Raw genomic sequence first — 15,927 nt, forward strand, 5'->3', positions numbered from 1 at the left:
AATGTCATCGGCTACCAAATGTCAGACTGCCCCAGAAGCTTTGCCAGTCTGCCTCAGTGGTATCTGTAGTTGGAACCATGTGTACCAGACTGACCATATTCTGGCCTTTTTTCAGCCGAAAGCTAACCCGGCCATTGGCATCTGTTCGAAGATGTTCTTCCGACAACCCGGCAGGTTTGGAGTCGGGGGCTGTTTTGGGGCCACCCGCCGGTCGATTCCAATACCGGACCAGTGCGTTGCGGAGTGGTTTATGGTCGAACAGCACCCGGAAATCTGCCGATTGGCCCGCTCTCACCGCGTACGGATTTCGCACGGGTATAATCTCAAGGGGCATGCCTGTATCCAGTGCATAGGTTTGATCGGCGGGCGTAACGGCTCCGGCCTGAATCAACGTTTTGACGCACCGACGGTATACTTCCCGGCTGCGGGTCTGCGCCTCCCCACTTTTCTGACGCAATTGAATAACATGGTCGAGACCTTCTTCCTGCAAATACAACAGAAAGCTATCTGCCCGCATCGAAAGCTGTTTGTTCGTATTCGCAAAGGCGATCAGGTGGGTGCCCGGTGTGGCTATTTTGAGCGGAACAATGCCATAATGACCTCCCGTCAAGCTGGGGGATAAATCTGTTTTTGTACCATTGACCCAGTGCGCATACTGAATCAGGCGGTTTTTCTTCCCTTCTGATCGCTCCCCGTTAAAGTACTCGCCAACCAGTACTTCGATGGGTACAACCTGACCTGGTTCGGCAAAGAACGTACCTGGCAGAAGCCAGAATTCGTGGGCCTGCGCCAGTAGTGATACCAGTATGGCAAAGCCGATAAGCAAATATGTCTTTTTCATAGTCAATAGGTGAGTTCGGTTCGATTACCAGCCTACGTAGCCTTCGGGGGTGATGCCTTTCAGGCGCAGATAGACCATACACTGCCCCCGATGATGAATGAATGATGTGGTTCTCCATAGCGTAGAGCAGCCGCCAGCCCGGAATCTTGCCTTCGCCAAAGTCTGTTCCGGCAAGCAGCTTCTCATCAGATACCGTCTGAATCACGTTTTGCACATGGCTATAGAGCTTTTTTATTTCGTCGAGCACCTGCTCTTTGGTCATCACCTTCGGTAGCTTTTGATTCTCATACGGGTTGGGTACGCCCAGCCTTCCCGATAATTGCATAACCGTGAACAGGCAGCAATGCCGCCATTGCTCAGCGAATGTCATGGCTTCGGGTGTGTACTTGTACTCGAACAGGTCAGCGGGCATTTGACTGATAGTAATCAGCGTAGTTTTTTCTGAAATGCGCCAGGCATCGGCCAGTTCAAGACGGATACGCTGGGATTCTGATGGCGTATTCGTCGATGCGGCTAGCTCGCTCAGGGGGAGCAGGCCTGCTCCCAAGGTTATTAAAAATCTGTCGCGTTTCATAGCTATCGGTTTGATGATTGGTTTATGAGCAGGCAGTTGGCTGGTTAAAACATAAACGTTATATGTGTATTCAACTGATCGTCAGCCAGTAGTTCGCCAGCCGACAGGTTCTGTGAAATTGGATGGCGATAGCTTACGCCAAGCGATACTTTGCCCAGATAAGCCTCGGTGCCCAAATTCAGGTACGTTGCGTAGCCGCCTGTTTGTTTGTTCACCACCCCGTCTCGCCGGTCGTAGCCACCCTGCTCAACAAATACGCCCGCATTGGGCATGAGCGAGTACTTGCCGGAGCCCGTGAGATAAAAGACCGAAGCCGATGTAGTTAATCGATTGCCGAAACGGTATCCGTTCGAGTTGGTCGTGGTGATTCGGTACGACACGTCGGCGTTGGCACCCCAGTTGTTGTAGCGGGCAGTGTAAATGGCATTCACCATCCAGTCGGTGCTACCGGTACCAAGCTGAAAATTGGGATTAGCTACGTCGGTGAGGCTATTCTCGTCGTATTTATAACGGCCCGTAGGCAGCTTAACACCACCGCCGACCAGCAGGTTGTGGTTCACTTTATGCACTACCGAATCGTCCATAAACGTATTGAGCAGGTTATACTGCACAAGCGCGGACACGTCGCTGAGTCCCTGTAACGGGGTTACGGTGCCTGATTTGAGCAGTGTTTGTTGGCTAAACTGATACGGCACGAAAGCTAATACCTGTACCCGCTTGATGGGGTAAAAGCGTCCCCACAGTTCGGCTGTCCGGAATAGCTCGTGGCTTTTCAGATTGACGCTGGTCATGTGCGAATTGAACGAGGCATGCCGATACCGTACGCCCGCAAAACCCCGGTGCCCCTGTGGCAGGATACCGAAAAATGAACCGCTGTTGCTGCAACCGCAGAGGTCACAGGCCAGACCGGGTAAAGTCAGGAACAGGAAGAAAAGCGAAACCAGGTACGTCTTTTTCATCGTTGACAGTGACCGCCAAAACGGTCTGTTATAATTAGGGCTCAACAAAGCGCGGATCGCGGAGGAACTGCTCGTCGGTCAGCGTTTTAAGGAACTGGATAATCTGTTTTTTCTCGGTCGCGGTCAGGGCGATACCCAGTCGGCCATTTTGTTGCAGTTGCCGATCCAGATTTTCCGTAGGCTGCACATTGTCAGCGTAATGATCGAGTACGGCTTCGAGCGAATAGAAGCGTCCATCGTGCATGTAGGGCAGCGTTTTCTCGATGTTGCGCAGGCTGGGCACTTTGAACCGGTAACGATCTTCGGCTCGTTCGGTAACATGAGCCCGGCCCAGGTCTTTGCTTCCCTGAATAAACAGCCCATTGTTGCGGAAACTATTGTCGGTAAACAGTTCGCCTCCGTGACAACCATTGCACTTGGCTCGAACCAGCGCCAGGCCAGCCTGCTCGTCGTCGGTCAGGATGCCGCCCGGTTCTTTTCGGGCCCATTTGTCGTAGCGTGAATTACCCGATACTAGCGTGAGCATAAACTGCGACAGCGCCTGTAAAAAGCGCGGCCCGTTGATCTCTTCGGTACCGAACGCCGCTTTAAACATCGCTGGGTATCTGGGGTTTTTCCGAAGTTTGGCAATCACGTTGGCCGACTGTTCATCCATTTCAACGGGGTTCTCGATGGGCGCAATGGACACTAAATCGAGGTTATGTACCCCACCGTCCCAAAAAAAGCTGGTTTCCCAGGCCAAATTCTGAAGCGGCATGGAGTTACGCGTGCCTACCCGGTCGTTTATTCCATGGCTGACATCGTGTTGATGGTGGGTAAACGCATAGGCCTGATTGTGACATTCTGCACAGGCAATGGACCCATCGCGGGAGAGGTTACCATCGTAAAACAAAGCACGCCCCAGTAATACGCCCGCTTTGGTGGGCTGGTTTTGGTCGAGGGCGTAAACCGGTGCGGGAAAATTGGCTGGTACGGCAAATTGCACCTCCGGCCGGGCGTCTTCTACAGTAGACTGACAGCCACTTACCCCGACACTTAGGCCGACTAACAAACCAATAAAGAAGCGTGGTGGCGAGGTCTTCATAAAGTTTGGGCGGTCCGACGTTTGTGCCGGACCGCCATTTACGGGTTACTGCTTGTCGTTGTGTACGTGATCGACCTGGAACATGGTCTTGTAATTGTCGGCAATAGGCGTGGCTGCCGCCGGGCTGTGGACGCTGTTCGTTTTGGCGAGACTGATTTTCGTAGGTCCGTCGAATATTTGTTTCGCATCGACAAACAGGTGAATGTCAGGCGCAATGTCACCGCGAACGGTGGCGCTGTTTGCCAACGGAAGTGTTACTGTGCGCAGGTTGCTCACCGTTTTAGCTCCGCCATTCCAGCCGCCGCCGTAGCCACCAACGTGGATAGCAAAGGCTTGTGTTGGGCTAACCGTTGTTGGAACAGCCGATGACGTACCTTCTATTTTGGCGAAGATGTAGCCCGAGTTCCACGACCAGTACATACCGTCGGTGCCGTAGCTGGTAGGGTCCAGCACGCCTGTCCGCTCACCGGCACCGCCTACACTTTTTAGACTGTCGACGCCTACCATAAAGGAGAGTTCGGTGTAATTGCCCGCAGGTACGTTGCTTAAAGCGGCAACCAGTGATTGCGTGTCGGTTTGGCGAATCAGGAAATACTGATTGGGGAATTTGACGACCGTGCCGTTTTCGTTTTTCAGCGACACATTGCTGATGAAGTAGTTGAACGTAGTCAGGGCGAAGGTTTCACCCGCCGCGTTTTTATACGAAGGTGTACCTAGTACTAATTTCTGACCACCCACCCGGTTATCGAACTCAAGGGAAACCGTATTCTTCGCATTCGGGTCGATGACATCGACTTCTGTTTTCTTGCAGGATGAAAACGTGACAACTAAAGCGGCGATAGAAAGCGCTGAGAAAACTTTATTGGTAAACATGGTTTTGTCGGTAAACAATTGATTGGTAAAGATTTGAGTGAGTAAGGCTCGGCTATTGCCTGACCGAAATAGCGAAACAAGCGAGCCTAGTTATTGGCCACGCCCGCCGAAAGGGGCGAAATCATGACCAGCAGACCGACTAAGAGAAGGCTATGGACCAGAAAAAGGGCACTCCAAATGACCTCTTCCCGCTCGAACCATGCCAGCCGATCGGGTAAGCAGACGCCTGTGCCTGTCAGCAATTGGTGCAGATGACGATTGGTCAGCATACCGTTTTGGCTGTTTATTTTCCTGAAAAGCTGTATTGTAATCCGAGTACGAAGGTGCGGGGTGCGGCTGGCGTGAAGGTGGTGCGGTCGGTCGCGTTGTTGCCGCGTGTGGCGTTGCTAGCGAAGAGGGCGTCGGTGACGTTCAATACATTGGTATACAGCTCGATGCCTTTCCACTCATACCCTAGCCGAACGTTGGCAAAATCGTACCCACCATACCGTACCGTGTTTATCTGGTTCTGGTACCAGCCCGCAACGTGCTGCCATTCTACCGACGACCGGAAGCCCTTTAGCCACACCGGGTAATAGCTGATCTCGGTGTTCCAGATCGTGCGCGGGGCCGACGGCATGTCTTTCCCATTGACATTCTGTACAGCATCGGTCGCGCGCTGACTCAGCGTGAATTCAACAAACTGGTGAATGGCGTGGGTGCCACCCGCCCGGAAGAACAACTGCTTCGATGGACGGTAGGTCAGGCCAATTTCTATGCCTCGATGCAGAGTTTTTCCGGCCGATTGGTAGTCGGTCGAGTTGTCGGGCTGGCGGATATTGAGCAGTTCGTTAGTGCCGTTCATCTGGTACAAGGCTGCATCGATGTACACCTTGTTGTTCAGCAGTGAAGCCCAACCTCCAATTTCCATGTTGTCGAATTTGGCGGGTTGCAGGTTGTAGTAAAACAGGTCACCGGATGGGGTTGGCGTGGTGCGTTTTACGAAAATAGCCGTGAGCGCCGGAGGAGCGAAGCCTTTAGCGTAGTTGGCGTACAGGCCTTTGCCACTACCGAGGTCGTAAGTTGCCCCGATTTTTGGGGTTGTTTGACTGTATATTTTCTCGCCCGATGCTTTGTCGAGCGCATTAGTGTAGTCGAACGCCATTCGGTCGTAGCGCAGGCCTGCTGATACCCGTAGTTTACGAATCGGCTCGAAGTCGTACTGTGCGTAGGCGGCTGTATTGTGAATATGCGCCTGATAGTTAGCCAATTGAAGGTCGGGTCGTTCGCGCAGGAGCGTGTACTTGATCACCGACTTTTTGTCGGCCCGTAACTCGGCCGCCATCTCGGTCTGATAGGCGTAGTACGTGTTTGGCGAGATGTCAACGGTACCGCCAACGGTGAGTTTGCTGTTCAGAAAAATCAGCCGTTGCGTGTGTTGGGCAATGGCACCGTAGCTTTTAAAATCGTTGCTGTTGATCTGCCCCGTTGCGGTGGCTGAACCGCTTGTCCACCGAATAGAATAGGCCGGGTTCTGCCCCACGCTGTTGTCCCGAACGAAAGCCGTCACGAATGATTGAGAGCCGTTTTGCCAATCATGCTCAAGCGTAAGGCGGCTGCGGAACGAGACCGTTTTGCGATAGGTGAATCCAGTGGTGCTCACGTATTGCCGGGCGAAAAAAGCCGTGCTATCCACACTACCGCTAGTCTGTGAGTCGTAATCGTTGTACGATACCGTACCTGTGAGTCGGGTTTTGGGTGTGAACGCGTATTCGAGCCGGGCAAAATACGACGACTTATCGTAGTCGGAGCTGGCCAGCCACGAGTCGCGCTGCCGGGAAATCAGCCCACCCAGATAGATGCCGAACTTACCTTGCCGGGCACCCGCCCCGAAGTGGAGCCGCTGATATCCCCACTGGTCGGCCTGAATGCCAATACGTGCTGTTGGCACGGCCGTTGGCCGCTGTGTAATGAAATTGACCGCACCGCCTACTGCCTCCGGCCCGTAGATAGATGAAACCGGGCCTTTTACCACTTCGATAGAACTGACCGTAAACTGGTTCATTTCGAGTAGGGCGTTGTGGTTGAACACGCCCATTGGCCGGATTGGTACGCCATCTTCCAGGTACAGAAAGTAAGCATTCGTGGTCATCGGCTGGCGAATGGCCATCGAGTGCTGCTCGTTATTGAGGTTGACCATCAGCACGCCCGGCGTTTTGTTGATGGCTTCGTAGATACTCGTAGGCTTGGTTTCCTCGATAAGCCGGGGCGACAATTTGGAAATGGCAATGGGCGTCTGGGTACGTAGCGCTGCTTCACGGTTGCCCGTTACCACCACCGTCTGAAGGTCTTCGATAGCGGGTTCGAGCGAAATTCGAACGGGTTTGCCTGGTTCGAGCGTGACCTCACGCTGCCGGTAACCAACCGCCGACACAGTAATAGTTGTCGCGGTATTCGTTACTGGAAAATGACCGTTGGCGTCGGTCGTTACGCCTGCTTTGCCATCGGCCCATGATAGGGTAGCGCCGGGCAGCGGTTCTTTGGTTTGGGCGTCGTACACCTGGCCCGTCACAACAGACTGAGCCATCACCCCTGCGCTGACAAGCAGCCCCAGGAGGATACCGAAAAATGAATGCATGGAAAATTGGGTCGGACCAGATAGGTCCGGTTGGGTAAGACAACAGTTGAGAATAGCAGTAATCAGTCAGGTCGTTGCTTCGACCGTACAGACATAGTCAGGCGCATGAGATCGCCAACTGCCACTACGAGATGTGCTTACCCGATGCGGGGGGGCTGAAAAATACCGTGCAACGGCGCGGCATAAGGCGATTGCTGGTAGTACGAGGTCGGGAGGCCGGACGTTGCGTCTCCGGGGACGTCAGCAAAGGCGAATGAAAATAAATCAGCGCAGAACAGGGTCAATACGGGCATGTTCTGGATGCGCTCGGTGGTTTCGCGGTCTTCGCGATCGTGTTGTGCTTTCAGCTTTTTGGCCAGATAGCATTGCCCGTCGCAATTAAGCTGGGGACGATCGCGGTTTTCGCAAAGGGTTTTGGCAATGAACTCCCGGTTCAACTCAAACGACATCACAATCGCTTCACGGCTGAACAATTGCAGCAGCAGGGAAGCGATGAGCGTGTATGTCAGAAATTGGCGGACCATAGATGAGCTGAATACTGACGGCAAATGTAGGCAAGATTACACGTCGCCTTAGAAAATACAGTGTACATTTTTTCAACGGACAGAAGAAAATGCTCGCTTGTCGACGACTTATGCCAAGATATAATCTATTAAAACAATAGAGATATAGGCGTAGTTATTCGGCATAGTTTATCCAACTATTTTATGAACAAACGATCATGCGTATCAGTGGCGGCCTATGGCTTGCTGCTGCTAACCGGGCTGTCCTTTGCGGCTTGTAAAGACAACGATGCCTCACCTGCCGATGGTACGGGTATTCAGCCAACCGGTACCAAACCCGAGTGGGGCCCAACTATCGACCCGCAAAACCAGGCGGTTATTGAGCAGCTCCTGGCCTTCGGAACACCGCCTTTACCTACCCTGACTCCACGACAGGCCCGAATGACGCCATCGCCAACCGATGCGATGAAAACGCTGCTGAAGAAAAATGACATTCAGGTGCCTGAGCGTAATGTGTCTGTCAGCCAGCGGGTTATTCCAAGTGCGGCACCCGATGGTACGCTGTTGCGGATCTATACGCCAACCAGTGCCAGCGTAGCGGGTGGCTTTCCGGTAATTGTATTTTACCACGGCGGAGGCTGGGTAATCGGAAGTCTGAATCAGTACGAGCCATCGTGTAAGGCACTGGCTGAGAAAGTAGGTGCTGTGGTGGTTTCGGTCGATTATCGTCTGTCGCCCGAAGCGAAGTTTCCGGCGGCGCACGAAGATGCGTATTCGGCCTATGTCTGGGTACGTAACAACACCGCTGCCATTGGCGGTAACCCGGCCAAGATTGCCGTAGCAGGCGAAAGCGCTGGGGGGAACATGGCCGTTGGGGTATCACTGTTGGCTAAAGAGCGGGGTGTTGCGTTGCCCGTACATCAGTTGCTGGTCTATCCGGTGGCCGATAATAACCTGAACACGGCATCGTATAATCAATACGCCAATGCGCAACCGCTCAACCGGGCGGGTATCGTGTATTTTACGACCAACTATTTTACCGCCATGAGTGATGGAGACAATCGCCTGATTTCGCTGGTCGATGTGGCTGATCTGACAGGTTTGCCACCCGCTACGATTATTGGTGCTGAAATTGACCCGCTACAAACGGAAGGTAAATCGCTGGCCGATAAATTTCAGAGCGTAGGTGTGCCCACAACTTATCAGTTATACCCCGGAACAACGCACGAATTCTTCGGACTTGAAGCTGTAATTGGGCAAGCTGGACGAGCCCAGGATTTTGCCGCTCAGCAGTTGAAAGCAACCTTCGCGAAGTAGCTTTTTTTAATTCCTAAATCCCACGAAAGGTAGTTCTGCTCTGGCAGCGCTACCTTTTTTGTTATATATCTGGCTCTTCCGGTTTCGCCAGTAGGTAAATGACCAGGCTAAACACCAGCGCCCCCGCGCCACTGAGCAGGAATGTGAAAACAGTGAGATTAAAATCGTCGCCGGGCTGAATAGGGCCTTGTCGGGCCAGCAGGTAGCCAATCCGAACCACGAGCGTTAGCGCGGTGAGGATAGACCCTACTACAATGAGCCAGAGTACAGCCGGAACCCGAAACCAGCGCCAGCTCACAATGCGTCCGTCGGGTGTAACATAGGTTTTTATCGATTTTTTCATCACCTCTTGAAATACTGCGTTGCTTTGTAGACTTGCCGACTAAAGATACACGAATGCACAATCACGCGCACGATCATTCGCACGCCCATACGCCTAGAGTAACAACCATAACCCGCACGCTGTTGCTTGGTGTGGTACTAAATAGTGCGTATGTCGTGCTAGAATTCGTGATGGGCCTGCAAACCAAATCACTGGCGCTGGTGGCCGACGCCGGGCATAACCTGTCGGATGTGGCTACGCTGCTACTGTCGTTGCTGGCATTTCGGCTAGCGCGTGTCAAGTCGAATCAGCGGTTTACGTACGGGCTTCGGAAAAGTACGGTACTGGCTTCGCTCATTAACGCTGTGCTGTTGCTACTGGCTGTGGGTGGTATTCTGATCGAAAGTATTCAGCGGTTTCGCCATCCCGAACCCGTTGCGGGCAATGTGGTGGCGTGGGTTGCCGGGCTTGGCATACTTGTCAATGCAGGGTCGGCTCTACTGTTTTTTCGGCAAAAAGACCATGATCTTAACATGAAAGGGGCCTACCTGCACCTGCTGACCGACGCACTGGTATCGGTAGGTGTGGTGGCGTCGGGCCTGCTGATCGGGTACACCGGCTGGATCTGGCTCGATCCGGCGATTGGTATCGTAGTGGCGCTGGTTATTTTATCAGGTACGTGGAGCCTCCTCTCCGATAGCCTCCGACTAACGCTCGATGGCGTACCCGTTGGCATTGAGTTGGCCGAGGTGCAGAAAATCGTTGCCGCTGTGCCGGGCGTCCGGTCTGTCGACCATGTCCATATCTGGGCTATGAGCACCACCGAAAACGCCCTCACCGCCCACCTGACCGTTGCACCGGACCTGACAAAAAACCAGATCGTGATCGTGAAAAAAGAAGTGCGCCACGAGCTGGAACACCTCGGCATCGACCACGCGACCCTGGAAATAAATACGGATTAAACACTGCCTGATGGCTATTCCTCTCGACCGCTTCTCGGGGCACGCCGCCGACTATGCCCGTTACCGCATCGATTACCCCGGCGACTTGTACGACTACGTGCTTACCTACGTACCTGACCGGCAGGCCGCCTGGGACTGTGCGACGGGTAATGGGCAGGCGGCGGGGGCACTGGCCAATTACTTTGAGCAGATCGAAGCAACCGACCTGAGCGAGCATCAGCTAGCCAATGCCGTCCAACGACCCAACATCAATTACCAGGTGGCCACCGCCGAATCCGCACCTTTTGCCAACGAAAGCTTTGATCTGGTAACGGTAGGGCAGGCCCTGCACTGGTTCGACGTACCTGCGTTTCATGCCGAAGTAAAGCGGGTGCTGAAACCAAAGGGCATCATTGCCGAATGGGGCTACGGACTCAATGAAGTCAATGCGCCGATCGATGCCCTGGTGCGGTCTATCTACCGCGACGTGGTCGGCCCCTTCTGGGACCCGCAGCGACGGCACATTGAAACCGAATACGCCAACCTGCCTTTTGAGTTCGCCGACGTGCAACGTACCCACATCACCGCCCGCCGCGAATGGCTGGTGGAATGGTACATGAATTACCTGCGTACCTGGTCGGCGGTGCAGGCGTTTCGGAAACAACACGGCTACGACCCCATCGACCAATTCGATAGTGACTTTCGCCGCCTGTGGGGCCCCGGCCACCGCGAGGTCCGTTTCCCGATCTTCCTGCGGCTTGGGCGGAGGGGGTAGGGAACTGTCATTTAGTGATCATTCGCTACGCCTCATTAGGTTGTCATTCATTGTCATTAGTCGCAAAACGATGAATGACCACTAAATGACGCATAGCGAATGACGTTCCTCTACTTTTTCTTCTGCACGTTGAATACCGCGCTCACGCGGACAACGCGCTCATCATCTTTCATGATAAAGGCGTTGACGAAGGCAACGGCGTCGCCAATATGCTGAATGTCGGTATGTACTTCCAGCCAGTCGCCTACTTTGGAGTTGCCCACAAAATCGGTAGAAAGACTAACGGTAACGAGTGGTACGGGCGGTTTTTGAGAGAACGCGGCGGCGTAGCTCATGGCGACGTCGGCCAGGGTCGTGTACACGCCGGTATGCGTAAGGCCACGACCGTTTACGTGCTTGTCGAGCACCATCATGCCGATGATTAGTTCATCACCAACCTGTTGACTATAGAGGGGGCCAGCCGTTTCCAGAAACGGGCTGGTACGAAAAATAGGCTCGAAGCCTTCCGGGATTTCCATAAAGAGCGATTTCAGGCCAATTTACAACAGCCGAGAGGAATTTGTTGCCGAACGTATCTACTGAACCCGCCTCATAAATGGATGTGTAAGATAGGTTGCTGGTTTTGTCAACGTACTGCGCTCTTATGATGGTGTTTATGTCAATAATACACTGGCTGGAATGCCTAATTCCTTATAAAAGAACTTGGCCATTGTGAGCGTCAGCGGTTTGCGTCGGTTGAGTACGGCTGACACATAACTTTTGCTACCCAACTTACCCACAAAGTCCTTATTGTGAATGCCTTTCTCAGCCATTTTGAGCCGAATAGCCTCGATTGGGTCAGGAGAGGGTATGGGATAATGCTGATCCTCGTATGATTTAATCAAAAGTAAAGCGACCTGCAACGCCTCTCCCTCTGGACTATCCGGCTTCACTTTCTGATCGAATTGCCCGTCGATCCAAGCCATCATTGTGTCGTACTCTTGCTCCGATTTTATCGTTTTAAGTGTCATTGATTAGTCTATTGAATGGTAGAAACGTCACTTATCACATCGCCCAAATCACGCGCACGACTTTTCCGTGGACGCCGATGGTCTGGAAGTATTCGAGCCAGTGGAGTTGCTGCGGGCCGAGGTGATCAGTAGGCGATTTGACCTCCACGAAACTGTACTCACCGGCTTCGTTCCAGACAAGTAAATCGGGGAAACCGCGGGTGTGTTCGCGTACATTGCGGGCCATCTCCAGCAAAATCAGCCGTAACTGCTCCACGTCGAGCACCGCGATTAACTGATTCACCAAACCCAGCAGTTCATCGTTCCAGTCTACCAGCACGTTGGTGATGCCGTATTTGGCATTGTAAGTTCGTCCCACGTGTCTCCGCCAGTCGTCTTTAGTGGTGAGCTCGGCCAGCCGTTTCTTCAATAGCTCTTCGCGGCGGATGTAGAAATCAGGGAGGTAAAAGTCCGACGGGGCGCGTTGCAACGGGTGATGAATAGCGGCCACGTTGGCATCGTAGATCACATCCCAGAACACCAGCCCGAACAGACCGCGCCAGGGATAGTTTTCGGTGAAGGCCGCGTCGTAGCCCGTTTCCAGATAGTGATTCATCACGCCCGCCTCCACATGGTGCCGGTAGGCCGCCGGAATGTCGAGGCTTTCGGCGTCAGACAAAAAGCGGGTGGTGGCTTTCCGGGTACGTTTCTTGGCGGCGGTCCCCAGAATCTTTTCCCGGAAATCCTGCGCAAAATATCGCTCTTCGGCGTTTTGGGGCGTTATGGCAATCTCGTCAATCAAGGCCAGCGCCTCATCGACCAGTCCATTTTTGACTAGCAAACGTACCCGGCGTTCGCGGGCCGGTACCCGATCCGACAATTCGTAGACTGCCAACGCCTGATCGGGGAGTTTTTGCCGTTCCAGGTAAGCGCCAACCCGACAAACCAGTTTTTGGTAGCCCGGAAAAGCGATTGGGGCGAGTTCAGGGCGGGTTTCGTTCCAGTTCAGAAACCAGTTATAAATGGCTTCTGGTGGTGTTTCGGCTTCTTTTTGCTCGTAAAAAGCTTCGTTTGTCAGTGAAATCAACAGCTTGTCTTCCACCTCCTTGCGGGTTTGGAATCGGGCAGTCATCTTACTTTCGTCGTGCTGCTCGAAATTCATCATGCCCATGTCGCGCATCACGAAATCGGTCATGTCGGAGCCGCGATTGCCGAAGAACAGGAACTTCACCATCATCACCTCCGCCTCGAAATTGACCTTCACCACCGTTTCGCGGGTAGTGAGGCTGGTGACGATCTCGCCAAAATCCAGTTCGTTCAGCGCATAGCGAACCACCTCTTCTTTCTTGAGCTGTTTCAGCGCCCGTAGTTCGTCGGGTTCGAGCGGCAGCAGATCGAGCAGATCGGATTTTGTAAATACGTCGAGGGCTTCGTGTCCCATGCCGCCGTGGCGAGTCTGTATCCTTTCGATGAAGCCTGCATTCAGTAGTTCGCCAACGGCTACCGGCAAATCGGTTATTTCGCGATAATTCAGTTTATTGACCCGAAAGAATACACCTTTGCGATTACTGACCCGCACATACAGACATTGCGCATCGGTACTTAAAGCATCGAATCGATCCAGGAAATCGGTCTCCGCTTCGTTGAGCAGCCCACCGTAGAGCCGCCGCACAAAGTCGAGCACGTACCTGAAGTTGTGCCAGTAATAGCGGGGAGTGAGAATGACTTTTTGATTCATAGTAGTTTGTGGTTTGTCGTCTGTGGTTTGTAGTTGCGCTGCTTTGCTTACCGTCTTTAACCTAAGCAGCGCAACTACAAACCACAGACGACAAACCACAAACGCTTCCTAAAATAGAACAATTATCCCCCCGTTTATGTCCCCATTTGATGTGTTGGCGGTGCTGAAAGAGCGGAAGCTGCTGGGCGCTGAACAGGCCGACGCACTGGCTGATTTTGAGCGTAAACGCCCGGTTTCGCTGCACCACGAACTGCGCGCCGCGCTGTATGTTGGCATCCTGCTCCTGACTGGTGGTTTAGGCTTGCTGATTTACGAACATTACGACGATATTGGCGACGTAGCCATTGTGGGCGGTATAGCGGCGCTGTGTGCAGCGGCCTTTGTGTACGCCTGGCAAAACCGCCCCCCACTTTCTAACGAGCAGGCACGGAACAGATCGACGTTTGGTGATTACGCCTTGTTGATGGCCTGTCTGCTGTTTTTATCGCTGGAAGGCTATGCGCAGTACCAGTTCAATGTGTTTGGCACCCGATACGGACTTGCTACGTTCATGCCCGCGATGCTGTTTCTAGCGCTGGCCTACCGGTTCGATCATCGGGGCGTGCTAGGCATGGGCCTTACCGCACTGGCGTCATGGGTGGGCGTCACCGTACGTCCGCTCGAGCTGCGGCTAAAGACTAATTTTTTCGATGAACCAACTGTACTGGCTGCCATTGGGCTGGGTACGTTGCTTATTGGAGCTGCGCTTTTTTTGCAACAACGGCGTATCAAAGCCCACTTTACCAATACGCTGCTGACCTTTGCGGGTAACCTGCTCTTGCTGGCGCTGCTGGCGGGCGTGTTCAATTTCGAAGGAAGGCGGTGGCTGTACGCCCTGCCGCTATTTGCCGTTTGTGTAGCCTACGACTGGTGGCTGTCTCGTTGGGAAGGCGTATTTCTTTACCGGCTGATGGGCGTTGTCTATGGCTATATCGGCATAACGTACCTGCTCTTGTTCCAACTACTCGACGGTCTGAACTACCCCACCGAAGTATACCTGATCTACTTTATCGCTACGGGCGCGGGTGCCGTTATCTACCTAACCAAGACGTATCGCAAATAGACCTGATGATAAAAGCATATAATCTTGACTGGCTCAAAGAACGGGACATTCGTCAACAAGCCGACCGCTGGCACGCCCAACAGATACTCTCCGATCAGCAGGTCAGCGTAATTAGGGACGCCTATCCGATTCGATTCAAGCAAACGGGTGCGGCCCTTGAAATTGGCTCGTTCGTTTTTACGTTACTGGCTGCATTGGCGCTGTACGGCCTTGTTAGTATCACGCTTGATATAGATTCCCGGGGTTCGGGGCTGGTATCGCTGATTATGGCGGCGGGCACATTTGCTGCGGCTGTATTGTCTATTCGATCCAATCAGTTTTACCGCAATGGTATCGATAATGCCTTGTGGCTGGTATCGGCTTTATCGGCAGTGTGGGGGCTGGTACTGCTCTTTTTTCAACGCAACGATGTATTTCCGCCCTTTTGGGAGGTCTGCCTGATTGCCCTGCCAATCCTGCTGGCCTATATCATCTACACCGGCGATACCATCTTGACCTATTTTGCGCTGACAGCTTTTTACGGCGCTATTTTCGATGGATTACTTGATCTTAGTTGGGGAAGATCGGCGTTGCCTTTTGTGCTCATTGGTACGTCGGCGGGCCTCTTTGGTTTGGTTACCTGGCTGGGTCGGTCGATGGATATGGCGGTGTATTATGCCGATGGACTAACGCTGACCCGTTGGGTATCTTTATTGGTTGGTATGGCGGCCGGAAATTACTATGCCGTTCGTGAGTTAAACGCCGTATTACTGGAAACCCGGAGTGTTCTATCGCCCGAGATTGCGTTACGAGGCTTATTCTGGACCACTACGTTTGTTATTCCGCTTCTGTATGGGGTCCTTGGCTTTCGGCGGCGAAACCGGATGTTACTAATGGTGGCCGCTGTTGGTGTGGTGGCTGCTGTGGCTACTGTAAACCATTATCTGGGAACGTGGCCTTTGTCGGTTGTACTGGCTATGCTTGGCAGCACAATAATTGGCCTGGCTATCGGCTTCATTCGTTATCTGAGTACACCAAAATATGGTTTCATCGATGCAATTGATGAAGAACCGCCCCTCGAATTGCTGCGTCATGTAGGCTTGGTAACCACGCTGCAGGGGACAGCCAATGCCCAAAATCACCCAACTGGTCCCCGCTTTGGTGGTGGAGACTTTAGTGGGGGTGGTGCTGGCGAAAACTATTGATTGAAAGGAAACTAGAACGATTAAATTTTTAAATAGACTGATATCAAGATGTGTCAGTAATAACGTTCCATTGGCTATTATTAATACAAACCCTATAGGTTTAATAGT

The 15,927-nt window shown here is 52.9% G+C and carries 17 protein-coding genes; 5 read left to right on the forward strand and 12 right to left on the reverse strand.

Annotated features, from left to right (window positions below):
* Positions 1-4 precede the first annotated feature (4 nt).
* The 8 genes from ACAW87_RS24625 to ACAW87_RS24660 form a co-directional block, all read right to left on the reverse strand.
* A complete protein-coding gene (locus ACAW87_RS24625; protein WP_370726376.1) occupies positions 5-808 on the reverse strand; it encodes a DUF4198 domain-containing protein in 804 nt (267 codons plus the stop codon).
* Complete coding sequence (locus ACAW87_RS24630; RefSeq protein ID WP_370726322.1) at positions 696-1,415, reverse strand: DinB family protein; 720 nt, start codon at positions 1,413-1,415, stop codon at positions 696-698. Before ACAW87_RS24630 ends, ACAW87_RS24625 begins: the two co-directional genes overlap by 113 nt.
* Positions 1,416-1,459: 44 nt before the next feature.
* Positions 1,460-2,374 (reverse strand): hypothetical protein, encoded by a 915-nt coding sequence (locus ACAW87_RS24635; protein ID WP_370726323.1) that lies wholly within the window; start codon positions 2,372-2,374, stop codon positions 1,460-1,462.
* A 34-nt stretch (positions 2,375-2,408) separates the two neighbouring features.
* Positions 2,409-3,458: a cytochrome-c peroxidase gene (locus tag ACAW87_RS24640; protein WP_370726324.1), complete on the reverse strand. Its 1,050-nt coding sequence runs from the start codon at positions 3,456-3,458 to the stop codon at positions 2,409-2,411.
* 45 nt (positions 3,459-3,503) lie between these two features.
* Positions 3,504-4,331, reverse strand: a complete 828-nt coding sequence (locus ACAW87_RS24645) for an MbnP family protein (protein ID WP_370726325.1) — start codon at positions 4,329-4,331, stop codon at positions 3,504-3,506.
* Positions 4,332-4,417: 86 nt separating this feature from the next.
* The gene (locus tag ACAW87_RS24650; protein WP_370726326.1) at positions 4,418-4,600 is read right to left on the reverse strand and encodes a hypothetical protein; all 183 of its coding nucleotides are present in this window, start codon (positions 4,598-4,600) and stop codon (positions 4,418-4,420) included.
* Positions 4,601-4,614: 14 nt separating this feature from the next.
* Positions 4,615-6,948 (reverse strand): TonB-dependent receptor, encoded by a 2,334-nt coding sequence (locus tag ACAW87_RS24655; protein ID WP_370726327.1) that lies wholly within the window; start codon positions 6,946-6,948, stop codon positions 4,615-4,617.
* A gap of 137 nt (positions 6,949-7,085) precedes the next feature.
* Positions 7,086-7,472 (reverse strand): hypothetical protein, encoded by a 387-nt coding sequence (locus ACAW87_RS24660; protein ID WP_370726328.1) that lies wholly within the window; start codon positions 7,470-7,472, stop codon positions 7,086-7,088.
* Between the two features lie 183 nt (positions 7,473-7,655).
* Here ACAW87_RS24660 and ACAW87_RS24665 point away from each other — a divergent pair, with 183 nt between their 5' ends.
* Positions 7,656-8,768 carry an alpha/beta hydrolase gene (locus ACAW87_RS24665; RefSeq protein WP_370726329.1) on the forward strand — a complete coding sequence of 371 codons (1,113 nt, stop codon included), beginning with the start codon at positions 7,656-7,658 and terminating at the stop codon, positions 8,766-8,768.
* A gap of 61 nt (positions 8,769-8,829) precedes the next feature.
* Here the strand turns inward: ACAW87_RS24665 and ACAW87_RS24670 are convergent, their stop codons facing one another.
* Positions 8,830-9,111 (reverse strand): hypothetical protein, encoded by a 282-nt coding sequence (locus ACAW87_RS24670; protein ID WP_370726330.1) that lies wholly within the window; start codon positions 9,109-9,111, stop codon positions 8,830-8,832.
* A 53-nt stretch (positions 9,112-9,164) separates the two neighbouring features.
* Between ACAW87_RS24670 and ACAW87_RS24675 the strand changes: the two genes are divergently transcribed.
* Together ACAW87_RS24675 and ACAW87_RS24680 are read left to right on the forward strand one after the other, a co-directional pair.
* Entirely contained in the window at positions 9,165-10,052 is an 888-nt protein-coding gene (locus ACAW87_RS24675; RefSeq protein ID WP_370726331.1) for a cation diffusion facilitator family transporter, read from the forward strand.
* Positions 10,053-10,062: 10 nt separating this feature from the next.
* Positions 10,063-10,806 (forward strand): class I SAM-dependent methyltransferase, encoded by a 744-nt coding sequence (locus tag ACAW87_RS24680; protein WP_370726332.1) that lies wholly within the window; start codon positions 10,063-10,065, stop codon positions 10,804-10,806.
* Positions 10,807-10,916: 110 nt separating this feature from the next.
* Here ACAW87_RS24680 and ACAW87_RS24685 read toward each other — a convergent pair whose 3' ends face one another.
* From ACAW87_RS24685 to ACAW87_RS24695, 3 genes are all read right to left on the reverse strand, one after another.
* The gene (locus tag ACAW87_RS24685; protein ID WP_370726333.1) at positions 10,917-11,324 is read right to left on the reverse strand and encodes a PaaI family thioesterase; all 408 of its coding nucleotides are present in this window, start codon (positions 11,322-11,324) and stop codon (positions 10,917-10,919) included.
* 135 nt (positions 11,325-11,459) lie between these two features.
* Entirely contained in the window at positions 11,460-11,816 is a 357-nt protein-coding gene (locus ACAW87_RS24690; RefSeq protein WP_370726334.1) for a helix-turn-helix domain-containing protein, read from the reverse strand.
* Between the two features lie 34 nt (positions 11,817-11,850).
* The gene (locus ACAW87_RS24695; protein WP_370726335.1) at positions 11,851-13,533 is read right to left on the reverse strand and encodes a VRR-NUC domain-containing protein; all 1,683 of its coding nucleotides are present in this window, start codon (positions 13,531-13,533) and stop codon (positions 11,851-11,853) included.
* 136 nt (positions 13,534-13,669) lie between these two features.
* Here ACAW87_RS24695 and ACAW87_RS24700 point away from each other — a divergent pair, with 136 nt between their 5' ends.
* Together ACAW87_RS24700 and ACAW87_RS24705 are read left to right on the forward strand one after the other, a co-directional pair.
* Positions 13,670-14,635, forward strand: coding sequence for a DUF2157 domain-containing protein (locus ACAW87_RS24700; RefSeq protein WP_370726336.1), 966 nt, complete (start codon positions 13,670-13,672; stop codon positions 14,633-14,635).
* Between the two features lie 5 nt (positions 14,636-14,640).
* Positions 14,641-15,819 carry a hypothetical protein gene (locus ACAW87_RS24705; RefSeq protein ID WP_370726337.1) on the forward strand — a complete coding sequence of 393 codons (1,179 nt, stop codon included), beginning with the start codon at positions 14,641-14,643 and terminating at the stop codon, positions 15,817-15,819.
* The last annotated feature ends 108 nt before the right edge of the window (positions 15,820-15,927 follow it).

The sequence above is a fragment of the Fibrella aquatica genome, from assembly GCF_041321135.1.
In the GTDB taxonomy this organism is placed as follows: domain Bacteria; phylum Bacteroidota; class Bacteroidia; order Cytophagales; family Spirosomataceae; genus Fibrella; species Fibrella aquatica.